We start from the raw sequence: 23584 nt of genomic DNA, 5'->3' as shown, positions 1-23584 counted from the left end.
TATTTGAAAAACGAGGAAAAGTATGATTTGCGATTTTTGCCATGAACGTGAAGCTGTAATTTTTATGGAACAAACATCAACTGATGGTTCTCGCCGGAAAATAAATATATGCCTCGAATGCGCAATGGAGCGCGGAATTTCTCCAGACCCAAAAAGCATAGAATCTTCAATCGGAAATCTTTTTAGAGAACTTGCAAATGTTTCAAAAAAAATTTCAGAGCGTGAAAATAAACTTTGTCCTGTCTGCGGAACTTCATTAAAAGAAATAACTCGGAATGGAAAAGCTGGCTGCCCGGAATGCTATGCGATTTTTAAAAATGATGTAAGGCATTTTCTTGAAACTAACGGAATAAAAGAAATATTCAAAGGCTCAATGCCGACTCGTCTTTCTTCTGTGCGTTCTGTTTTAAATGACAGAGTTATTCTTCAGAATAAACTGAATATTGCGATTCAAAAAGAAGATTATGAAAAAGCTGCAATGTACAGGGATTATTTAAAGGCTCTTGAAAAAAATGCAGTTTCAGGTTCGGCGGAAATTTCTAGTGGAGAAATCGGCTGATGATGAAAAAATCAAAAGAAGATGTTTCTGGAGCTTGGTATGCTTGTGCGGGACCTGAGCAAGATATTGTTGTTGCAACCAGAGCGACTCTTTCAAGAAATCTTGCAAATTTTCCTTTTCCAGACAAACTGAATGATTCTGAAAGTGAGCGCATTCAGTCTATTGTTTTTGATGCGTTTAATTTTTTAAAGAATGCGGAGGATTTTCAGGCGGTTTCTGTTTGCAAGCTTGATGGCATTGGAAACAAAATAATGCATGAGCGCGGAATTCTTTTCGATTCAAAAGGAAAAAAAACTGGACTTGTTCTTCGCAATGATGGAAAAATTTCTTGCACTGTAAACACTGACGATCATTTGAAAATTTCTTCATTTATTCCAGGACTTGGAATTGAAGCCGCGTCGAATTCAGTTTATGAAATTGACAGAGAGCTTCAAAAAAGAATTCAGTTTGCAGCAAGCTACGAGTTTGGATATTTGACTTATTCAGTTTTAAATTCTGGAAGCGGACTTTCTGTTGTTGTAAAACTTCATCTGCCTGCCTGCTCATTGCTTGGCTCAATTGATTCGATTGTAAAAAATATTTCAGGCGACGGATTTAATTTGCTGGCTTGCTATGGTTCTGGCGGCGGAAATGCTTTGAGCGGCTTTGGAACAAAAGGAACTTCTTTGGGCAGCTATTACATTGTTGTTCCTAAAAGTTCAGCGGGCGGAAGTGAGTTCGATCAGATTGCTTCGATTCAATGCGCTGTTCAGAATATTTTAAAGGAAGAAAGAGCGGCACGAAAAACTTGCAAGGTTCAGCATATAACTGAAATTTCAAACTATGCGCTTCGGTCGCTGGCTTTGGCAAAGAGCAGTTTTTTTATTTCGCTTAGAGAAGCTATCGACATTATAAGCGGAGTAAAGTTTGGCAAGGATATGGGAGTTTTTTCTGGAGTCGAAGAGTCGGAGTTGCACGCTTTGCTTTACAGAGTTCAGGAAGGACATCTTGAATATGTTCTTGACAACGGAAAATTTAAATTTGAAAAAGATATTCAGGACAACCGTCCGCGTAAAATTGAGCGTCTTAGAGCTTTGATTTTGCAGGAAGCTTTTGAAAATATTGAAAAGTGAGGTTCCTATATGTATGAAAATTTTTCTCCTAGGGCACAGCGTATTTTGGTTGCGCTTGCTCAAGACGAAGCTTATTTTTTAGGAAGCCGGCAGATTGAGCCGGAACATATTATACTTGCGCTTTTAAAATCCGCGGAAGGACTTGGATACGTTGTGCTTCAGCAGCTTAGAATAAATGTCCTTACTCTTCAGCTTGCGATTGAACAAAGTTTGCCTTCTCGTTTTCCAGATGCTGAACTAAAGACAATTCCGAATTCTGAACGTACAGAAAGATTTTTGAATCAGGCAGCGTTTGATGCGAAGACAATGCAATGCAATTATGTTGGAACAGAACATCTTTTGTTTGCCGCGGCTACAGAGGAGCGTTCCCTTTTGTGGGCATATTTGAAGCGCGCGGGAATTTCCATCGAGCAAGTAAAAAAAGCGATTGCCGATATTCAGCGGAAAATTCCTTCTTCTGCTGTAAAAGATTCAAAAAATTTTTCAGGCGGAAATTTTGCGCAGGAAACTCCAGTTCCTTTTATGGCAGACGGAAGCGCGCAAAGAAAACAAAAGCAGTCGGGAATTCTTGCGCAGTTTTCAAGAGACTTGACGCAAGATGCAAAGGACGGAAACTTAGATCCTGTTGTTGGCCGTGAAAAAGAAGTTTTGCGAACAATTCAGATTTTAAGCCGCCGCACAAAAAATAATCCGGTTCTTGTTGGAGAGCCGGGCGTTGGAAAAACTGCGATAGCAGAATCTCTTGCGCAGCGCATTGCAAATGGAAAAGTTCCTGCTGACCTTCTTGGAAAAAAACTTCTTCAGCTTGATTTGGCTGCAATGATTGCAGGAACAAAATACCGCGGTGAATTTGAAGAGCGGCTCAAACGTGTGATGAAGGAAATCAAGGAATCAAAAAATATTATTCTTTTTGTTGATGAGCTTCACACTATAATTGGAGCTGGCGGACCAGAAGGCTCAATGGATGCAAGCAACATGATAAAGCCTGCTCTAAGCCGCGGTGAGCTTCAGATGATTGGAGCGACTACGACGAAGGAATACCGAAAATATTTTGAAAAAGATTCCGCGCTTGTAAGAAGATTTCAGACTGTAAAAGTTGAAGAGCCTTCCGAAGACGAAACGCAAAAAATACTTTTGGGACTAAAAAAATATTATGAAGAATTTCATCATGTTGTTTATGAAGATGATGTGATTCCGCTTATTGTAAAATACAGCAAGCGATATATTTCTGAGCGGTTTTTGCCGGATAAAGCGATTGATATTCTTGACGAAGCCGGAGCTGCAAAAAAATTGCAGGAAGATGTTCGCCCGGAAGAACTGGACAAACTTGAATCGGAATACGCAAGATACAACGAGCAGAAGCGTGAACTTGTTGCTTCACAGGAATATGAAAAAGCCGCGTATATCAGAGACCACATAAATTTGCTGCGCTCAAGAATCGACGATTTAAACCGCAAATGGAAATCTTCTGACGCTGCAAAAAAACGCCGTGTCTGCGCGGAAGATGTCTGCAGGATTATAAGTGAAATTTCTGGAATCGATGTTTCAAAACTGGATGAAGGAAAATCTGGCAGGCTTTTGAATATGGAAAAAATTCTGCATGAAGAAGTTGTGGGACAAGATAAAGCTGTTGCTTCAATTTGCAGCGCAGTCCGCAGAAGCAAGGCCGGCATTTCTTCACATAAGCGTCCTGTAGGCTCTTTTATTTTTCTTGGTCCTACTGGCGTTGGAAAAACTCAGCTTGCAAAGTCGCTTGCAAAATTTCTTTTTGGAACGGAAGAAGCTTTGATTCGTGTGGACATGAGCGACTACATGGAAAAGCAAAACGCATCTCGTCTTGTGGGCGCGCCTCCGGGATACATCGGCTATGAAGAAGGCGGATTGCTTACGGAACAAGTTCGGCAGCATCCATATTCAGTTGTGCTTCTTGATGAAATTGAAAAAGCTCACCATGACATTTACAATCTTTTGCTTCAGCTTCTTGAAGAGGGCGAATTAAAAGATAACCTTGGTCATACCGTGAGCTTCAAAAATACAGTTATCATTATGACCAGCAATGCGGGTGCAAGAGAAATTACTGCGGAAAGCAAAATGGGATTTTCCACAGCAAAAGAAGGAATTGTTCCGTACAGCGAAATAAAATCCAGCGCAATGGAAGAGCTCAAAAAAATTATGTCGCCTGAACTTCTTAACCGAATTGACGATGTGATAGTTTTTGATGCGCTTTCAAAAAAACAAATTGCCTCCATACTCGAAATTCAAATTAAAGAACTTGAAGAGCGTCTTGCTGAAAAATCAATTTCACTTGCGCTTAAACCTAAAGCCAAAGAATATCTTGTGGAACACGGCTACGAACCTTCAATGGGAGCGCGCCCGATGCGCCGTTTGCTTCAAAAAGAAATTGAAGATCCGCTTGCAAATCTTCTTTTGCAAAATGAAAGTGCGGAAGGCGAAACAGTTTCCGTGGATTGCATTGACGGAACTGTTTCATTAAAACTCAGCAAGAAAAAAAAGAGAGCAGCAGTTACAAATAAAAAGCAGGAGTTTTCAGCAAAAGAAGCAAATCAACTTTCATAAAAAAACGAGGATAAAAAATGTTTTCAGATTTTGGAAAAAAACTTACGGGAGAGTCTGGAATTTTGCAATTGATGGAAGACTTGGGCGCGCCTCTTCCTGAAGGAAAAAAACTTTGCGCGCTTGGAGGAGGAAATCCTGCGCAGATTCCAGAACTTGAAAAAATGTACCGCGCCGAAATGGAACGCATAATGAAAGACGGCCGTGCGTTTGAAGATTTGATTGGAAGGTATGACGGTCCGCAGGGAAGAAATGCGTTTATAAATTCTGTCGCAACTTTTTTTTCAAAAAATTTCGGATGGGATGTAAAGCCAGAAAATATCGCAGTGTGCAACGGAAGCCAGAGCGCGTGCTTTTATCTTTTCAATCTTCTTTCCGGAACATTCACTTCGCCAGATGGAAAAAAATCCAAAAAGAAAATTCTTTTTCCGCTTGTGCCGGAATATGTGGGCTATGCGGATCAGGGAATTGAAAGCGAAACTTTTGAAAGCATTCCTTCACGCTTTGAAGAATACAGCGACAACACTTTTAAATATTTTGTAGATTTTGAAAAACTTGAAGAACGTCTTAACAAGGACAATAGCATTGCCGCTCTTTGCGTAAGCCGTCCCACAAATCCAACCGGCAACGTTCTTACTGATGAAGAAGTTACGCGGATGTCTGAGCTTGCAAAAGAACATTCTATTCCGCTGATTATTGACAACGCCTATGGACTTCCGTGGCCGCACATAATTTTCAATGACGCAAAACCTTTCTGGAATGAAAATGTAATTCTTAGCATGAGCCTTTCAAAAATCGGTCTTCCGAGTTTGCGCACTGGAATTATAATTGCAAGAAAAGAAATTGTTACAGCTCTTTCAAATTTGAATTCTATAATTGCACTTTCTTCGGGAAGTCTTGGCCAGGCGATTGCTTCTAATCTAATCGAAAGCGGAAAACTGATTGGAGCCGCTTCAAACTTTGTGCGTCCGTATTACGAAAAGAAAAATAAATTTGCCCAGAGCCTTGTGCATAAATATTTTGCGGGAACTGATTACGCCATTCATAAAGGCGAAGGCTCGATTTTCCTTTGGATTTTAATGCGAAATCTAAAAATCACAACGAAGGAGCTTTACAAAAAACTTAAAGAGCAGGGCGTTGTCGTTGTTCCGGGCGAATATTTTTTCTTTGGAAATGGAGGCGCATTTAAAAATCATCCGCATTATTCAAAGTGCATAAGGATAAATTATGCGCGTCCAGATGACGAACTTGAAGACGGAATCAGAATCATTGCAGAAACCTACAAGGCAAATTCATAAAGGCAAGCAAATGAAAAAATTCATAGTTCGCCTCTCATTTTTTCTGCAAATTCCTGTTGGCTGTATCACCAAAAAATTTGCAAAGATTAAAGAGAAACTTTTTGGTTTTTAAGACTGAAAAGAAAGTTTGAACTATTTATCTGATTTTTGAAAAAACAAAAAGGAAGCCGGAGCTTCCTTTTATCATCTTGTCTATACACATTCCTAAGAATGTATAAGCATTTTGCGGAATCTTAAAGATCCTTGTTAGCAGGTTGACTAGAAAAATTAATCAGTGAGATTATTTTATAATAATAAAACATGATTTGTCAAATGATTTCTAACAAAATAATTGCTCCCATTTAATAAGCCGTGATATAATTTTAGCTGGAGATTATAATGAAATATCGTTTAGGGCTTGATTTAGGAACAAATTCGATTGGCTGGGCTGTTTATTCTCTTGATGAAGATAATGAGCCTGAAAAACTTGAAGACCTCGGCGTAAGAATTTTTTCAGATGGACGAAATCCAAAATCAAAAGAGCCGCTTGCTGTTGAGAGAAGAACTGCGCGCGGGCAACGCAGGATAATTTATAGAAGAAAACTTCGTAGAAGAGAAACTTTCCGGCTTTTGCAAAAACAAGGGCTTCTTCCTGCTGAAAAAGAAGAAGCGCAGTCGTTAAAGATTATGAATCCTTACGAGCTTCGCATAAAAGCTCTTGATGAAAAACTTGAGCCGTTTGAGCTTGGACGCGTTTTGTTCAATCTTTCTGTGCGTCGAGGATTTAAAAGCAACCGCAAAGACGCTTCTCAGGAAGAAACAAAAGAAAACTCAAAATCTGAAAAACTGACGCAGGCAGACAAATGCTCGAATCTTTCAAATGCAATAAAAAATTCAGGCTGCAGAACGCTTGGGGAATTTCTTTGGAAAAACAAGGAAATCAACGGCGGAACTCGTTTTGCCCCAAACAGAATGGATTATTATCCTGTGCGACAACTCTATATAGAAGAATTCAATTTAATACGGCAAAAACAAGAGTCATTTTATCCTGATATTTACTGGGAAGAAATCTACGATAAGATTTTCTTTCAGCGACCGCTAAAAGTTCAAGAACGCGGAAAGTGCCAGTATATGCCGGAAAAAGAAAGAACGTTTAAGGCGATGCCTTGCGCGCAGAAAATCCGCATTTTACAGGACGTTTTTAATCTAACTTTTATTGCAGAGGGAAAATCAAAAAAACTTCTTCCCGAATGGCAGGACGAAATTATAAAGCTTCTTGACTCAAAAGAAAAAATAACTTTTAAGGAAATTCGCAAAAAACTTGGTCTTGATGAAAATATCACTTTCAACCTTGAATCTGAGGCACGCGACTTTTTGCAGGGAAACTTGACCGCTGTAAAGCTCCGAAGCAAAAATCGTTTTGGTGAAATTTGGGATTCTTTAAGACTTGAAGAGCAAGACAATATAGTTGAGTGTCTGATAACAGCACAGGAAGATTCCGATGTTCAAAAAATGCTTGAAAAATATGATTTGGCTCCTGAGCAGAAAAATTTTATCACAAAACTTGTTCTTCCAAGCGGCACAACGAGTTTTTGCCGTGAATTCTCTGAAAACGTTGTGAATAAAATCAAAGAAAATGCGGAAATTTTTGCAGATTCAGATGAACGCACAGAACGCTGCCAGATTCACAATGTAATTCAGGAGCTTGGATATAGTTACGCAACTCAGGCTGTGGAAAAATGCGAGGAGCTTCCTTATTACGGAAAAGTTCTTTCCGGCTCAACGATGGGAGCAAAGTCAAATCCTAAAAATGACGAGGAACGCTTTGGTAAAATAAGCAATCCGACTGTTCATATTGCACTTAATCAGACACGCGTTGTTGTGAACGCGCTTATAAAAGAATACGGAAAGCCAGCACAAGTTGTAATAGAAGTAAGCCGGGAGCTCAAAGCGAGCCGTGAAGCAAAAGAAAAAATGCAGCAAAAAATTACGGCAAATCAAAAACAGAACGAGATTCTAAATAAGAAAATAAAGGACGCAAATTCTCATGTCCAGTTTCCAAACAGAACTGACCGTCTAAAATACAAGCTTTGGGAAGAGCTTGACCCGGAAAATGCACTGAACAGAAGATGTATTTATTGCGGAAAGCAAATTTCCGGCGCAGATATTTTCAATGACAATACAGTTCAAATTGAGCATATTCTTCCATTCGGACGCACTTTGTGGGATTCTGAACATAACAAGACTGTTGCCCATACAAAATGCAACGCGTTCAAAGGCGAAAAATCTCCTTACGAGGCTTTCTTTAATAATCCGAAAGACCACAACTGGAATGAAATCCTTGAAAGAGCTTCGCATTTAAAAGACCCGCAGAAACGGCGGCTTTTCTCTGAAAACGCGATGGAAACTTTTGAGAAAGAAAGCGGATTTATTTCGCGCCAGCTTACTGACAACGCTTATCTTTCAAAAATGGCGTTGAAATATTTGAAGTGCGTTGTTGAAAAAAACTCTAATGTTTGGGCTGTGAGCGGCGGAATGACAAAACTTTTGCGCGACAAATGGCAAATCGATTCGATTCTGAAAAGAAAAATCGGAGACAAAGAGATTGCGCATTTTGAGCTGAAAGACGAGCAGATTGGAACTTACAAAAAGAACCGCTACGACCACCGCCATCATGCTCTTGACGCAAGCGTAATCGCGCTAATTGACCGCTCAATGGTTCAGCAAATTTCACGTCTTAATCACTTTGGAAAGAAAAACAAAATTGAAGTTCCGCAAATGCCAGTTTCAAGGCTTGAACTTATCGAAAAGACAAAAAATATCGTCGTGAGTTTTAAGCCTGACCACGGCGCACAGGGAAAACTTTCAAAAGAAACGCTTCTTGGAAAAATAAAAAGGGCAGAGCAGGTTGCAATCTCAAAGATTCGGAAAGATGATATTGCTTCCATAAAAAACGAAAAAGTCCGCGCTGAGTTTGAAAAAATGATTGCAGAGCTTAAGGATATTAAAAAAGTTCAAAAGGAGCTTAAAGAACTTTATCCTGTTGTTTGGGTTTTCAAGGAGTATTATGTTTGTAAGGAAAATATTCTGGGACTAAAAGAAAAGGATTTTGATTCTATAATCGACAAGAAAATTCAAAAACAGCTTCGAGAATTTACGGAATCGTACAAATCTGAAAAAATCGAAGATGTAATGCAGAAATTCAGTGAACAGACAAAAATCAAAAAAGTCCGCTGCATCAACCGTGTTCAAACTCCGATTGAGATTAAAAATAAAGATGGCACAATGCGCTATCTTTGTCCTAATGGTTATGTGTGTGTTGTTATTTGGAAAGTACCTAATGGTAGCAAATATAAATATGAGGGACAGTTTTTTAGAGGAGACCAAGTGGATTCTAATAATAAGCCTAAAAAGGAGTTGTTAAAAAGACCTCATCCTGCTGCAAAGAAAATAGAACTTCTTTATAAAGATGATTATTTAGAATTGACTTATAAAGGATGTTTTTATAAAGCAAGAATTGCGAAGTTACAGAAAGAGCATAAAGCTTTAGATGTAAGACCAATATTTTCAAGCTCAGAAAAGAATTGTAAAGATTGGTTGGTAGCTACTCAAGATAATATGACAGAAAATTTGTGGGCTGAACTTTCTGGTAATACTGAAAAGTCGATTAATGTATTGTTTAATGATTTTGAAGCCCGCTCAATAACTGTAAATCCTATAGGTCGCGTATTCCGAAAAAAATAATATAGAGAACTTTGTTCAGTATACCGATAAATAAAGTATGCTGAACAGAATACTAGAGATTTGTGAAGACAATCGCTATGTTTCTCTGAACCGTGGGTTTGTGGTTATCCAGCATGGAACTGAAACTTTAGGTCAAGTTCCACTGGATGATGTTTCTGTTCTTTTGCTTTCTGCACAGGGAATTACGCTCAGCAAAAATATTCTTAACGCTCTTTCTGAACGGGGCTGCATAACAGTTCTGTGCGGAAAGAATTTTATTCCGCAGAGCATGGTTCTGCCTGTCGCAAATCATTGTCTTTTTACAAAAATTATAAAAAATCAGATAAATGCTTCCGAGCCGTTAAGAAAAAGAATTTGGCAGCAGATTGTAATCAGGAAAATTGAAAATCAGGCGAAAGTCTTAAAATTATACGAAAAAGATTATTCTCTTGTTGAAAAGATTTCAAAACTTGTAAAGTCTGGAGACATCGACAACCGGGAAGCTTATGCTGCAAAAATGTACTGGAGCGCTTTGTTTGGAAAAGAGTTCCGGCGTGACCGAAATGAAGAAGGGATAAATTCATTATTGAACTACGGATATGCGGTTATGCGAGCTGCAATGGCAAGAGCAGTCTGCGCTTCTGGGCTTATTCCGGCTTTAGGTGTGAACCACAGCAACAATTTGAATCAGTTTTGCCTTGCCGATGATTTTTTTGAAATCTACCGTCCTTTGGTGGATTCTGTTGTTTATAAAATGTGCTTGGAGGATGAACAGGAGCTTACACCAAAAAATAAAAAATGGCTTACGGATTCTTTATGGCTAAAAGTCCGTACTACAGAAGGCTATGCTCCGGCGTTTCAGAGCATGCAGTATATGACGGCTTCTTATGTTCATGCATTGGAAGATAAAAATCCTAACATTGAACTTCCTGTCTGGGAGCAAGGTGAAAAAGATGAAGAGTCTTGAATTGAACAGGTATGAGCTTATGTGGATGATGGTTTTATTTGATTTACCGGTAATCGAAAAGAAAGAGCGGAAGGCTGCGACTGATTTTAGGAATTTTCTTTTAGACAATGGATTTTCTATGGTTCAGTATTCGATTTATACAAAGCTTTTTTCTGGGAAAGATGCCTGCGAAAAATATTATAAACTGATTGTAAACAACTTGCCTCCAGATGGAAAAGTTGATATTCTTACAATAACAGATAGACAATATTCCAATATAATAAGTTATTCATCTGGAAATAAAATTGAAAAAAAAGTACCTGAACAACTCATGTTATTTTAATTTTTCCTCAAAAAAAAATACATCCAATGTACTCTATTTCTTTATCTCGAAAAGAATTACATTGGATGTATTATAACTGATTAATTTTCCAAGTCAACCTGCAACAGGATTACTTCCTTTCTGCTCTTCCGTTTGATTATAACTGATTAATTTTCCAAGTCAACCTGCAACATCTTGCTAACAATGGCTTCAATCTGTCTTATTATAACTGATTAATTTTCCAAGTCAACCTGCAACTAATTTTTTTTACGATATTGATTTGTTCATATTATAACTGATTAATTTTCCAAGTCAACCTGCAACGGACACTACGAAACTGATGAACATGGATATATTATAACTGATTAATTTTCCAAGTCAACCTGCAACAATAACCGAACGCCACTATACCCGACAGATATTATAACTGATTAATTTTCCAAGTCAACCTGCAACACCGTTCATGTAACGGTCGTAAAGATATAAATTATAACTGATTAATTTTCCAAGTCAACCTGCAACTCTGTTGGTTCTGGACTTGCTGTTGGTTCTATTATAACTGATTAATTTTCCAAGTCAACCTGCAACTGTTCTTATTGATTTTCCACGTAGTTTTGCGCGTAGTCGATTACACATTCAATTTTTCCTGTCTTTTTGTTTTCTGCGAATCCTACGCCAGCGGAGCTGAAAGTCTTATTCATAAGGTTTGTTCTGTGCCCGCGCGAGGAAACTCCGTCGTCAATTAAGAGTTGCAATACAGTGCTTCTTGCAGTGCTCATGCCGTAGGATATGTTTTCACCCCATCCCATAAACGAGCCGTATTTTCCCATGTTCTGAAATGGATTTGTGCCGTCAGTTCTGGTGTGCCCAAACTCATTGGTGAGAACTTGGCTTTCCGCATGTTCTTTTGCCGCCTTCGTAAGACCTTTAGACGGACGTAGAGGAGAACGCGGCGTTTGCTTGTACATATATTCTATGCACTCCTTTACAACTGCTGCGCCCTCACGTGTTAGAAATCTTTTGCCTTGTGAATTTCCTGTTCCTTTTTCGATATATATGTTTCCGTCGAAATTTTTCAGCCTTGGAACAATATATAAATCAGCGTATTGCTTCGGATTTGTTCTTGCCTTGTTCATTTCCAGAATTACATTTTTTTCAAAATCGCTCAGGTAATTAACATTTCTTGCGGTGTCCAGCGATTTAATGTTCCACAAAGAATTTTTGCTTTTTGCCTTGGAGTTTGCAGTGTTGCTGGAGTTTTGTTTGCTTTTGGCATTGCCTTGCGTTTTTTGCTGAACTCTTTTTTTGCTCGGAGCATTGTTAGTTTTTCTTGTGGTAGAAGTCGAATTTGCAGGCTTCGTTTTTTTTGGAGCGGAAGACTGACAGAACAAAAATGCGGAAATAAAAATTGTAAATAAAGCAAAAAGAAATCGCTTCTTCATAATAACCTCGGTTGTTTTTTAATCAGCTTTTATGTTGCAAGGCTGCGGATTTTACTCTTACGCTGAACGCTGGCACTTCTTTTGTTTCAAAAGTTTTTGGGTATCTTGCAAGTTCCGCGCGGAGTTTTGTTCCAAACGGAAGCTTTGCGCCCATTTTATATTCAATTGATTTTCCAAGCTGAGCAACAAGAACCCAGCCGTCATCGTCTTTTCGGCAGCTGGAAATTCCTTCTATGATGAGTTTTTCAGGCAAAATAAAAGGCTGAGTTGCCATTTCAAATGTGCTTCTGACTCCCGGTTTGTAGTGAACTTGAAATGTTTGTTCCGGCGCATCTATTTTTGTAAAGATTGATTTTATCTGCTGAGAAACGCGTTCATCAAGAAGACTTGAAATGCTGATTGCCTTGTCTGCGGTTTCAAGCAAATTCTGCGAAGCTCTTGTAATTGAAATTGGCGTTTTAAAATCGTAATAGATAACGAAAACTCGCACGCCTTCCGCCTTCAATCCTGAAACAAGAACTGAAAGGTCGCCGTCGCCCGCATAAAGAACAAGCGTATCGAACCGTTCATCGCGGCTTTTTGTGTAGAATTCTTTTGCCGTATTGAAAACGATTGTTGTGTCCACAGCCTCTTCTTTTAATGTTGGAAGTCTTCCGTTTGAACTTTCCTGAGAGCGCAAGTTGAATGTGTTGCGCTGAAATCCGGCTTCGTCCAGTGCCCTGTAAAATTTTTGGTTTTCACGGTCGAATTCTGCGTTTGTTCCCATGAACACTTTTTTGTCAGAGAACACGCATCTTTTTCCAGTTTCCGCTTCAATAAGAGAAGCCGTGTATTCTGTGAGTGCCGCAAAATTTATTGAGTAGTAATTTCCGTCAATTCCGTCTTGCGCCAAATGTGAAAAGCCTTTTCTTGTATAATTTCCGTCTATAACGAAACAGGCTCTTGCGATGTCTTCCATGATATATCCTCCGTATATTTTTATTCCGTGTATATTGCTTAGAGTAACTTTCAAAAGTTAGATAAGTTTTGAAGCTGGCTTTTTAGGCATTATACACTTAAGATTTCCTTCCCTGATTCGCATATTTTTTATGCAAGGTTTATATAAAAAATATAAAAAAGTTCCGCGGACTTTGCAAGCGTTTCAAAAAAATAAGCTGAAAATATCTTCGGGCGTTACCCCCGAAGAATTTAGAGTTAACTTATTTTGTTTTTATAAACCCTGCAATCGCAATAATCCAGCCGGCAATTATCATGTAGAATCCAAATGTCGCGTGCTTTAAAAATTCTTTTCCGACAAGACGTGAAAGCGCGCTGTTGTTCATTTGCACTACAAGAATTATTCCGCCCAAAATGCTTGCTGCGAGGGCAATCAGCTTAAAGAGCTTTACGTTTTTTACTTTGACAAAACAAAGAACTGCTCCTGCAACAGCTCCGATAAAAATCAAAAGAATTCCTGTGCTTATTACAGAAGAATCTTTTGAAATAAGGCTGAATCCGTTTGCTGTCTGCCCAAGAGCCTTGAACAGCGGACACAAAAATCCAATGGCGCAAATTGCCATTCCTGCCAAATAAAGATGCTGGACAATTCCAACGTTCTTCTTTCCCATAATTTTCCTCCTGTTAGGAATTTTGTAAATGATTAAAATGCTAGAATTTTTCTAGTTTGTACTTGCGGCTTCCTAGTCCGATTTTTTCGCCGTGGATTAACGACATATCCCAGACTGATTCGGGCGTGGAATCTTTCCAAAGGTCTTTTGTTGGCTTGAGTCCTTTTTTTATGTTGTCTGCAATTTGCGAATTTTCAAATCTTGCGGCTTGGCAGCATAAGTCCGAGCAGGCTTGATCCAGCGCAACCGGGTCAAAACTTGCAGCCATTCCGAGGTTTGGAATAAGTGGCGCGTCATTGAAGGCATGGCAGTCGCACCAAGGGCTTACATCGCGGATTATGTTTATGTGGAAGCAAGGTCTTCCGTGGCATACCGCCTGAGTGTATTCAGCCATTTTGCAGTCAAGGTCCTCGTTTGCGTTCCAGTTCGGATTGTAGATTGCATCAAAATTGCAGGCTCCAATACATCTTCCGCAGCCTTTGCAAAGCTCCTGATTTATAAATGCTTTTTTGTTTTCATAAGTGATTGCGTCAGAACCGCATTCCTTTGAGCACAAACGGCAGCCTCTGCAGGCTTCCTGATTTACTTGCGGTTTTCCTGTGTTGTGCTGATCCATTTTTCCAGCGCGGCTTCCGCAGCCCATTCCTATGTTTTTTATTGCTCCACCGAATCCAGTTGCCTCGTGTCCTTTAAAATGCGAAAGGCTTATAAAAACATCAGCGTCCATTACGGCTCTTCCGATGTGGGCAACTTTGCAGTATTCTCCGTTTACAATAGGAACGTCCACTTCGTCTGTGCCTTTCAGTCCGTCTCCGATTATTATCTGGCAGCCAGTTGTCGCTGGAGAAAATCCGTGCTTTTGCGCGCAGTCAAGATGGTCAAGGGCATTTTTTCTGTAGCCTGGATACAAAGTGTTGCAGTCCGTAAGAAATGGTTTTCCGCCAAGTTCTTTTACAAGTTCTGCAACGGCTCTTGCGTAATCCGGGCGCAGGAATGAAAGGTTTCCGTCCTCTCCGAAGTGAAGCTTTATAGCGGTGAATTTTCCGTGGAAATCAATCTGCTCAATTCCGGCTTTCTTGCAAAGTTTTTTCAGTTTTGCCTCAATTCCGCCGTCCTGAGTTACACGGAAATCTGTAAAAAAAACTTTTGATTCTTTTTCCATAATTTTCCTCGCTTTGTTTTGTGTGTTGTATGGTTTTATTTATTATATTGAATATCGGCTTTTTATAAAAACAGTCATTTTAGTGTCATTCCCGTGCTACGACACGGGAATCTTCTGCAAAGTTACAATAGATTATCAACCGAGTTTCTTTCAGAAACATCGCAGGGTCAAGCCCGGTAATGACATTAAATTATAAAATTCAAAATTGAATCTTTTTTGCGCTGAAATTCTCCTTATCTGATTTTAAAGAATATTCCGAGCATTGCGACAGTTATTAAAAGCTGAATTATCATAAACTTGATAAGCACTTGTGTTGGCGACCAGCCTTTGTTTTTTCTCATGTGGTCGTGCAGCGGAAATCTTACTGTTTCAAAAATCGAAATATGGAAGAATCTTTTGAGCGCGACTTTTAAAAGACCTACGCCGCCGTTTACAAAAATAATTGAAGAAGTTGCAAGGAATAAAAATGGGTTTCCGCTTACCATTACGCAAACGCCGATAAAAAATCCCAGCGCGCGTGAGCCTGCGTCTCCCATAAGAACTGAACTTGGAAACGCATTGTGCCACAAATAGCCCATAAGAACTCCGGCAAGGCAGAATGTTATTATTGCCCAGGAAGCTCCGTCTTTTAAATGCGGAACAAGAAGATAAGTTGAAATATCAACGTGTCCAAGCACGATATAAAAAAGCGCGCCCATTGTCAAAAGTGCAATCAGAACCAAAGTTGAGCTTAATCCGTCTACTCCGTCTGTGCAGTTTGTTGTGTTTACAGACATCCAAAGCATGATTACGGTTATTGCAACATAAAGCCAGCACGGAATATGAATCGTAGTTGAAAAAAATGGAAACCAGAATCTAAGCCTTCCGTCTGGAGAAGTCTGAGAAAGATAATGCATTAAAAGGAATGCCGCCGCCACTGCAATTACAAAATCCAAAAAAGCCTTTCTGTATTCTCCCCAGCCTTTTAAGCTTCTGTCGTCCAAAAATCCTGTGAGCATCATAAGCCAAGTAAGCGCAAGGATTCCAGACTGAAGATAATCCAGCGGAACAATTATAAAGCAGAGTATTACAAAGATTGTTATGAACACAACTCCGGAACCTGTCGGCTTTCCTTTTGCAGCTTCTTTTGTCAGTGTGAATTCTCTTCCTCTGTCGCTTGGAAGATATTTGTAGAATTTCGGAATTAATACTTTGGAAAGAAAAAATCCTGTGTAAAGCGCAAGTGCAATCAGAACTGTATATGACTGAAAAAGCCTAGCCGGTCCCCAAAAGTTTTTCAGCAAGCCGCCAAGATAGTAAATCAAAGTAAGACCCCTTTTATTGTAATTTTGTAATAATATCATAAAAGCATTCAGCGTTCAATGTGTATTATTTTGTTCGGTTTATGACGTGCCGATTTGATATGTTGATTTTTACTCGGAATATTTTTATAATTTACAAAGTATTTTTAATAAGTCGGATTTTTTTCTTGCTGGGAGAGTGAAGGGAGTTTTCTGTGCCGGTTGAAGACGAAGAATTTTTCGCTGAAAATATTGAAAATGTCAACAGGCTTACAACTGGCATTTTGCTGCTTGGAAACGTTCTTGCGCCTCTTTTTATTGTTATCAGCAAGATTGGCATTTTTGAAATTCCCTATTCATATTCAATTACACTTGGAATCGTCATAGCTTTATTTTCTATTATTCAGAGCATTTTTGTCTATATTTTCCGCTGGCATAGAATTCCCATGGTTTTCGGACTTTGCGTTATGGCGGCGATTTTGGCATATATGGGAACAAACGGACATATCGGAATAAATATTTCTTATGCGCTTGTAGTTTTTCTTAGCTGTCTTTATTACAATGCCGTGCTTACAAGATGCATTGCGCTTGTTTGCTATGTTCTTATGATTGCCTCAATTTATTTCCGCGCAAAAATTATGTGTGTCAGCTTTAACACAACTGAAAGTTTTTACTTTTTTTCACAGAGCGCAGGATTTACAATTGAATTTGTTTTTTCCTACATCATAGCAGTTGCGCTTTCCAAAAGAAGCCATTCCACTCTTAGCCGCGCGCTTACAAAGGCTTTTCAGCTGAAAGATACTCAGATGAAAATTATGGAATTTATTCCAAGAATGCTTGAAAGCCACGAGCTTTTTACAGGCCACCATGTCCGCCATACTGTAAAATATGTGGAGCTTATTTCCAGGGAGCTTGTAAAGGAAGGGCATTACAAGGAAATTCTAACGGAGCAGGCAATTTCAGTTTATTCCGCCGCGGCAAACTTGCACGACATTGGCAAAGTTCACATTCCAGACAGCATTCTTAACAAGCCCGGAAAATATACTTACGAAGAATTTCAAATGATGAAAGCTCATCCTGCTGAAGGAAAGAGGCTTGTGCAGCTTTTGCCTATGATAAACAGAGGCTGGTTCAACATGATTGCGGAACAGATGGCTTACTGCCACCATGAAAAATACGACGGAAGCGGCTATCCGAACGGACTTTCAGGAAACGAAATTCCGCTTTGCGCCCGCATAATGGCTGCTGCCGATGTTCTTGACGCTCTTTTAAGCTGGAGACCTTATAAACAGCCGTTTTCTATTGAGCGCACAATTGAAATTTTCAAGGAATCAAGCGGAAGCCATTTTGAGCCTTGCATTGTAGATGCTGTTATAAACATTGCTCCTGTTATAGAAGAAGTGTCAAAGTCGTTCCGCAAGCAGGAACTTGAAGATGAGCAAAAAGAGTACGACTGGAGAGTTCAGCTTGTTGAAGGCCGTGAAAAGAGCAAGTAAAACAGATTTCTGTGAAGTTTTGTTTTTGCTGTCATTATTGTGCAGTAACCCGATAATCTATTTTTGCATTTTAATTTCAGATTTGTATCTGCGATTTTCCTAAAATTCTCGGCGAGAATTTCTTTAAAACACGCCGTACTTTTTAAATTTTACGCCGAGAATTTTTAAAAACTCGGCGTGTTTTTTTAGACTTGTGTGAATCCGGCTCCTATTTTGTTCATGGCTTCAAAGAATTCCGGGAAGCTTACAGAGCAGCATTCCGCGTCTTTTACTTTTACTTCATGACCTTCTTTTAATCCAAGTCCCAGGCATGCAAGGCTCATTGCAACTCTGTGATCAAGGTAGCTTTCAACTTCTGCGCCGTGCAGGACAAATTCCGGGTTTGGCTTTCCGTCAGCAAGAACTGGCGAATGTCCGTGGATAACCAGAAAATCTTCGCCTTCTTCTACTTGCGCGCCGAGTTTTTCAAGTTCGCTCTTTAGAACTTTTATGCGGTCTGTTTCCTTTCTGCGGCAAACTCCAATGTCTTCAATAAATACAGTTCCTTCCACAAAGCACGAAATTGCGGCAAGAGCGCAAACAGCATCGGGGAATCCAGAAAGATTTACGTGAAGCTCCTTGTCTTTTAAAAGTTCCGTGGAAAGTCTTCCTGTTCCGTTGCTGGCTTTTGTTCCGCCGCGCACTTTGAGCGAGCAGGTTTGCTTGTCAAGCTCAATGTCTGCTCCAAGGGATTTTAAAACTTCAACAATTGCTTCGTCGCCTTGAGTTCCGCTTAAGTCCACGTTGTCAATTACAAGCTCGCTGTCTGTAATCAAGGCTGCAATCAGCGGAAATGCCACAGCTTCCCAGTCGCTTGGAATTACTTTGTCGAATGCCTTTATTTTTACAGGACCGTCAACTTCTATATGCTTAAAGTCCTCTGACATTCTGACTTTTACTCCGCAGCTTTCAAGCCATTTTTGGGTCATGTAAAGATAAGGAGTTTCTTTTGGATTTGAAAGTTCGATTTTGAGAGTTCCGTTCAGTCTGCAAGCCGCCATCATCATTCCAGAAACATACTGGCTAAGCTCACCGCCTGTTTTTACCGTGTTGCTTGAATTTATCGGGCCTTTTATGAGCATCGGGCAAGTACCGCTTTTTTCTTCCGCAGTGAATGCCTGAGCACCAAGCTGCCTTAATGCGTCTACAACGTGGCTTACGGGGCGTTTTCTTATGCTTTCGTCTCCAGTGAACACGCTCCAGCCTTCAAATGTGGCTGCGATTGGCGACATAAAATAAAGCAGCGAGCCGGAATTTCCTACGTCAACAATGTTGCTTGGCAAGTGAATTTTGTTTCCTGCTCCTTCAACTGTCCAAGTCTGCCCGATTTTTACAGAGCCTTCTTCCAGTTCGATTTTTGCGCCCATAAGCGGAACTGCGCGGCTTGCGCTAAGACAGTCTGCGCTTGGAAGCGGATTTCGTATATATGAAGTTCCTTCTGCAAGGGATGCAAGCAAAAGCGCTCTGATTGTATGCGACTTAGAGCCAGGAACTTGAATGTGCCCGTTAAGGCTTGTTTTTTTAGCAATGATTTTCATAACTGCTGATTATAGCAAAAAAAGAATCTGTACGCAATTTGCTTTGTTTGCGCAATGGAATGAAAGTTTGTCTTGTTTGCATAAAAAAAGGCACTGCACGAATTTGCGCAGCGCCATAAATACTTTATGAACTTGCTATTCAGAAAATCTTATTTCCTGCCAAAGCTCATTGTATTTGTCCAAGTCTTCTCCAAGATCTTCTTTTAGAACACAGTTTGACATTTGGTCTGCCTCGTACATTGCTTTTGTTGTCATGTACTGGGCGGCATCTTTGTTCACAAAGCAAGGGAAGTGGAATGCGTCAAGGAATTTAGCGTAGACTTCCGGGCGATGAATATAGTTTACAAATTCATTGGCAAGGTCGTAGTGAGGCGCGTCTTTCAGAATGCACATGCTGTCAAGGTAAGAAGGTCCGCCTTCCGCTGGAATAAAGAAATCGATTGTTTCTTCCCATTTGTCTTCTGGAACTTCGCCGAACACAACTTCCGCATATCCTTGGCAAAGCCAGAAGTCGCCGGATGCAAATGACTTTCCGAATCCTTCAGCGTCGAATTTTACAAGGTTTGGCTTCCAGTTTTTTATTATGTAGTCCGAAGCTTTTTTTAGTTCGTTCTGGTCAACTGTGTTTATGCTGTAGCCAAGAGTTGTAAGAGCGTCCCCGATAACTTCGCGCATATCATCCATCATTGTGGCGTGTCCTGCAAACTGCTTGTCTGCAAAAATGTTCCAAGTTTTTTCATAATCCGCGGAAACTTTTGTTTTGTTTACGGCGATTCCGGCGGCTCCAAGATAATATGGAACGCAGTATTTCATTTGCGGATCGTAAGTTGCCTTTTCAAATACAAGCGGATTTATGTGGCTTTTGTTTGTCATTTTGCTCTGGTCAAGCTCGCGGAACATTCCCTGCTTAATCATAATCGAGCAGTAATCTTGGGACGGAACAACTATGTCGTAGCCTTTTGCTCCGGCTCTTAGTTTTGCGTACATTTCTTCATTTGAAGCGTAGCTGTCTACTTTTACTGTGCAGTTGAACTCTTTTTCAAAGTCGCGCAAAACTTCATCCGGCGTGTAGTAAGTCCAGTTGTAAAGGTAGACTTCATTTTCTTCCTTGCATGAAAAAAATGAAACAGAAGCGCAGGCGATAAAAGCTGAAATAATTGAGCAAACTCTTTTTTTCATAAAAACTCCTGTGCAAGACCGGTATTAAGCCAGTTTTGCTTTTTTGTAGAATGAATTATCTTGATGCCGCAAATGTTTTAAGTCGGCTTCTAAGCAGGATTGCAATTGCGCAGATTATCAAAATCAGCACAAAAGAAAGTGAATTGATTACAGGACTTACGCCGAATCTTATAAGCGAATAAACGTAAAGCGGAAGTGTAGTGCTTCCTGGTCCTGAAACAAGAGCCGTTATAACGTAATCTTCAAACGACATTGTTATGCTCATCATAAAGCCGGAAATAATTCCAGGCATGATTGCAGGAACAATTACTTTTGTAAGCGTCTGAAATTCGTTTGCGCCCAGGTCGTGGCTTGCTTCTATAATTGAATAGTCAAATTCGTCAATTCTTGCGCTTACCATAAGATAAACAAATGGAAGGCAGAATGTTGTATGCGCAATAAAAATTGTAAAAAGACCGAGAGAAAGTTTTATTCCGCTGAAAAAAATCAAAAGCGAAATTCCCATGATTACTTCCGGCAGAACCATCGGCAAAAAGCTGATTGACTGGATGTAGGATTTTCCGAAGAATTTGTACCAGCTGATTCCAATTGCTGCCAAAGTTCCAAGAACAGTTGCTGTAATTGCAGATGTTATGGCTACAATAAAACTGTTTAAAAGCGCGTGCCACAAAGGTTTTGAGCTGAATATGAGTTTCTGGTACCAAATGAACGAAAAGTTTGTAAATGTTGTGTCTTTTGATTCGTTGAATGAAAAAAACACAATTACAAACAGCGGCAAAAACAAAAATAAAATTGAAAGGCACAATATCGTGTTCGACAAGCTGAATTTTGGATTGCGCTTTTTCCACTGGCGTTTTGCGTGCCTGTTTGACTCGCTTTTGGGAATCGACTTGTATTTTTTGTTCAGTAATAAAATCGGATTTTTCATTTGCTTCCTTCGAGGCTTACTTTGGAAATGCTTTCGGCGATGCTTGATGTTGTGTCTTCTTTATTCAGTTTTTTGTTCAAGTCCGCTTCTTTTTTTCCTGTTGAAAGCATGAGCAGAACGCCCGCCATGCTTATAACTGTAATTACAAGGCTGAATGCTGAAGCCAGCGGCCAGTTGCGCACTTTCTGAACTTGGTCAACAATTATGTTTCCAAGCATATAGCTGTCTTTTCCGCCTACAAGCTGCGGAACTGTGTATGTTCCAAAAATCGGAATAAATGTAAAAATTACTGCGCTCAAGATTCCGCTTTTAATTCCCGGAATCAGAACTTTAAACATTGACTGCATTTTTGTCGCGCCAAGATCCCGGGCAGCTTCAAGCAGTGTAAAATCAAATCTGTCCACCGCTGTAAAAACTGGAAGAATCGCATAAGGCAAGTACATATAAATGCTTACAAGAATAACTGCCTCGCGCGTAAACATAAATTTATGCGGAACAAATTCTTTTGTAGAGCCGGTTATCTTGCAAATAATTCCGTGCAAATTTGAAAGCAGCTGGTTGAAAAGTCCGTTGTCGCCAAGAATTGTAATCCAAGCGAAAATTCTTATGAGGCTGTTTGTCAAAAACGGAACAATAACAAGAATCAAAAGAAGCGTCTGGTGCTTGCTTCTTGCCATCGCATATCCGCAAGGAAGTGAAATGATAATTGTAACTGCTGTGGCAATTATTGTAATCCAAAGCGTGCGCAAAAATATAAGACCGTAAGCTGGACTCAGCATCTGCTCGTAGGCTTTAAGTGAAAATTCCCTTGTAACTCCGCCGTAAACATCGCGCTTCAAAAATGAGTAGCATACAATTATGACTAGCGGCACAATAAAGAAAAGTGAAAACCAAGCTCCCATTGGCCAGGCATAAGCTGGACCGGGATTCGCCTTCTTGTATTTTGCGCCGTAAGCTTTTGAAGCCAGCTTGAGCTGAAAGCTTTTATGCTCTTTCTTTTCCTGCTTGCTTTTCATGTATTTATGTCCTCAACAATGTAGCCGTCATCTGCCGACCAGGAAACAAAAACTTCATCTTTCCAGGCAATTTCCGGGCCGTCGTCAAGATAATTTGTGTGCTGCTTGAATACTTTTATGATTGCTCCGTTTTCAAGGCGCACATAGAATTTAGACTGAAATCCTGTGTAAACCGGCTCTTCTACAATTCCTTTGAAAACATTGATGTCTTTTCTTCCGCCTACATTCGGCTCTTCAAGCGTTATGCGGATTTTTTCCGGGCGGATTGTAAAGCAGACTTTCTGCCCCGGATCTGTGTGATCATAGTCTGTAACAAGAATATTTTTGTCTTCTTCGCGCATCGCCTGAGTTTCGCCCTTGAGCTTTGCCTGAAGTCCAAGAACTGGAGTATTCAGAGTTACATTGAATTCATCTTCTCCCTTGGAATTCTTGTGAGGCTCGCAGGAAACAACTGTGCTTTCAAAAAGGTTTGTCTCGCCTATAAATTGCGCTACAAATTGTGTCGCAGGGCTTTCGTAAATTTCAAATGGCGTTCCAACCTGAAGAACTTTTCCCTGATTCATTACAGCGATTCTGTCGCTTACGGCAAGTGCTTCGCTTTGGTCATGGGTAACGTAAATGAATGTGATTCCGATTTTGTCGTGCAACGCGTCAAGGTCAACCAAAAGATTTGCGCGCAACTTTGCATCAAGCGCAGAAAGAGGCTCGTCAAGGAGTAAAACTTTCGGTTCGTTTATGAGCGCCCTTGCAATTGCCACACGCTGTCTTTGTCCGCCGGAAAGCTGATTCGGCTTTTTATAAATGTGCTGGTCAAGCTGAACAAGATGCAAGTATTCCTTTACTTTTTCGTCGATTGTTTTTTTGTCAATCTTTTTTAAGCGAAGCGGAAATGCGACATTCTCATAAACTGAAAGATGCGGAAAAAGCGCGTAGCTTTGGAAAACTGTATTGCTTTGGCGTTTGTTAGGCGGAAGAGGCACAACATTCTTGTCATCAAAAAGAACTGCGCCTTCATCAGGAAATTCAAATCCTGCGATAATGCGGAGAAGTGTTGTCTTTCCACAGCCGGACGGTCCAAGCAGAGAAAAAAATTCCCCCTGCTTAATTGTAATGCTGATGTCGTCAAGCGCATGGAACGAACCAAAATGCTTGGACACGCTGTTAATAGAAACTGTACTTCCGTTCACTAGGGTACAACTCCTTCCTGAGTGATAAAAGCCTTTTGTCTGGCAAAACAAGGCTCTGATAGACTTTAAAGTCTAAGGCTTAATTTGTATTTAATACGTAAAAAAGTCAATAATTTTTGAAAAAATAAGTGGAAATTTATAAAAAAACTTTTTGCGCATTTTTGCGGAATTTATTGTAGAAAGTTGAAATTTTATGC

Annotated in this window: 18 protein-coding genes and 1 CRISPR repeat array; of the genes, 8 read left to right on the top strand and 10 right to left on the bottom strand. The window is 39.9% G+C overall.

Features of this window, described 5'->3' with window-relative positions; genetic code table 11:
* The first annotated feature begins 22 nt into the window (after positions 1–22).
* From Q0H92_RS09920 to cas2, 7 genes are all read left to right on the top strand, one after another.
* Entirely contained in the window at positions 23–559 is a 537-nt protein-coding gene (locus Q0H92_RS09920) for a UvrB/UvrC motif-containing protein (RefSeq protein ID WP_296014555.1), read from the top strand.
* Complete coding sequence (locus Q0H92_RS09915) at positions 559–1671, top strand: hypothetical protein (protein ID WP_296014553.1); 1113 nt, start codon at positions 559–561, stop codon at positions 1669–1671. Before Q0H92_RS09920 ends, Q0H92_RS09915 begins: the two co-directional genes overlap by 1 nt.
* A 9-nt stretch (positions 1672–1680) precedes the next feature.
* Positions 1681–4248: an ATP-dependent Clp protease ATP-binding subunit gene (locus Q0H92_RS09910; protein WP_296014551.1), complete on the top strand. Its 2568-nt coding sequence runs from the start codon at positions 1681–1683 to the stop codon at positions 4246–4248.
* Between the two features lie 17 nt (positions 4249–4265).
* Positions 4266–5543 (top strand): valine--pyruvate transaminase, encoded by a 1278-nt coding sequence (locus tag Q0H92_RS09905; RefSeq protein ID WP_296014550.1) that lies wholly within the window; start codon positions 4266–4268, stop codon positions 5541–5543.
* Positions 5544–5921: 378 nt separating this feature from the next.
* Positions 5922–9266, top strand: a complete 3345-nt coding sequence (cas9, locus tag Q0H92_RS09900; protein ID WP_296014548.1) for a type II CRISPR RNA-guided endonuclease Cas9 — start codon at positions 5922–5924, stop codon at positions 9264–9266.
* A 37-nt stretch (positions 9267–9303) separates the two neighbouring features.
* Positions 9304–10212 carry a type II CRISPR-associated endonuclease Cas1 gene (cas1, locus tag Q0H92_RS09895; RefSeq protein WP_296014547.1) on the top strand — a complete coding sequence of 303 codons (909 nt, stop codon included), beginning with the start codon at positions 9304–9306 and terminating at the stop codon, positions 10210–10212.
* Positions 10199–10534: a CRISPR-associated endonuclease Cas2 gene (cas2, locus tag Q0H92_RS09890; protein WP_296014546.1), complete on the top strand. Its 336-nt coding sequence runs from the start codon at positions 10199–10201 to the stop codon at positions 10532–10534. Before cas1 ends, cas2 begins: the two co-directional genes overlap by 14 nt.
* A 68-nt stretch (positions 10535–10602) precedes the next feature.
* Positions 10603–11101: direct repeats of the CRISPR family, unit length 36 nt; unit sequence ATTATAACTGATTAATTTTCCAAGTCAACCTGCAAC.
* A 5-nt stretch (positions 11102–11106) separates the two neighbouring features.
* Here cas2 and Q0H92_RS09885 read toward each other — a convergent pair.
* From Q0H92_RS09885 to Q0H92_RS09865, 5 genes are all read right to left on the bottom strand, one after another.
* The gene (locus Q0H92_RS09885; RefSeq protein ID WP_296014543.1) at positions 11107–11955 is read right to left on the bottom strand and encodes a CAP domain-containing protein; all 849 of its coding nucleotides are present in this window, start codon (positions 11953–11955) and stop codon (positions 11107–11109) included.
* A gap of 22 nt (positions 11956–11977) precedes the next feature.
* A complete protein-coding gene (locus tag Q0H92_RS09880; RefSeq protein ID WP_296014541.1) occupies positions 11978–12913 on the bottom strand; it encodes an NYN domain-containing protein in 936 nt (311 codons plus the stop codon).
* A gap of 241 nt (positions 12914–13154) precedes the next feature.
* The gene (locus Q0H92_RS09875) at positions 13155–13562 is read right to left on the bottom strand and encodes a hypothetical protein (protein ID WP_296014537.1); all 408 of its coding nucleotides are present in this window, start codon (positions 13560–13562) and stop codon (positions 13155–13157) included.
* A gap of 40 nt (positions 13563–13602) precedes the next feature.
* A complete protein-coding gene (locus Q0H92_RS09870) occupies positions 13603–14724 on the bottom strand; it encodes a DUF362 domain-containing protein (protein ID WP_296014535.1) in 1122 nt (373 codons plus the stop codon).
* Between the two features lie 233 nt (positions 14725–14957).
* Entirely contained in the window at positions 14958–16028 is a 1071-nt protein-coding gene (locus Q0H92_RS09865; RefSeq protein WP_288985144.1) for a phospho-N-acetylmuramoyl-pentapeptide-transferase, read from the bottom strand.
* Between the two features lie 191 nt (positions 16029–16219).
* Between Q0H92_RS09865 and Q0H92_RS09860 the strand changes: the two genes are divergently transcribed.
* The gene (locus Q0H92_RS09860; protein WP_296014525.1) at positions 16220–17500 is read left to right on the top strand and encodes an HD domain-containing phosphohydrolase; all 1281 of its coding nucleotides are present in this window, start codon (positions 16220–16222) and stop codon (positions 17498–17500) included.
* A 185-nt stretch (positions 17501–17685) separates the two neighbouring features.
* Here the strand turns inward: Q0H92_RS09860 and aroA are convergent, their stop codons facing one another.
* The 5 genes from aroA to Q0H92_RS09835 form a co-directional block, all read right to left on the bottom strand.
* Entirely contained in the window at positions 17686–19077 is a 1392-nt protein-coding gene (gene aroA, locus Q0H92_RS09855) for a 3-phosphoshikimate 1-carboxyvinyltransferase (protein WP_296014519.1), read from the bottom strand.
* A 135-nt stretch (positions 19078–19212) separates the two neighbouring features.
* A complete protein-coding gene (locus tag Q0H92_RS09850) occupies positions 19213–20256 on the bottom strand; it encodes an extracellular solute-binding protein (protein ID WP_296014515.1) in 1044 nt (347 codons plus the stop codon).
* A 55-nt stretch (positions 20257–20311) separates the two neighbouring features.
* Positions 20312–21184 carry an ABC transporter permease gene (locus Q0H92_RS09845; protein ID WP_296014510.1) on the bottom strand — a complete coding sequence of 291 codons (873 nt, stop codon included), beginning with the start codon at positions 21182–21184 and terminating at the stop codon, positions 20312–20314.
* Positions 21181–22200, bottom strand: a complete 1020-nt coding sequence (locus Q0H92_RS09840) for an ABC transporter permease (protein WP_296014505.1) — start codon at positions 22198–22200, stop codon at positions 21181–21183. The genes Q0H92_RS09845 and Q0H92_RS09840 overlap by 4 nt, the downstream gene beginning before the upstream one ends.
* Positions 22197–23387: an ABC transporter ATP-binding protein gene (locus tag Q0H92_RS09835; RefSeq protein ID WP_296014498.1), complete on the bottom strand. Its 1191-nt coding sequence runs from the start codon at positions 23385–23387 to the stop codon at positions 22197–22199. Before Q0H92_RS09835 ends, Q0H92_RS09840 begins: the two co-directional genes overlap by 4 nt.
* Between the last annotated feature and the right edge of the window lie 197 nt (positions 23388–23584).

The sequence above is a fragment of the uncultured Treponema sp. genome, assembly GCF_934725225.1.
Classification (GTDB): Bacteria; Spirochaetota; Spirochaetia; order Treponematales; family Treponemataceae; genus Treponema_D.
This window is presented reverse-complemented; position numbering and strand designations above follow the sequence as displayed.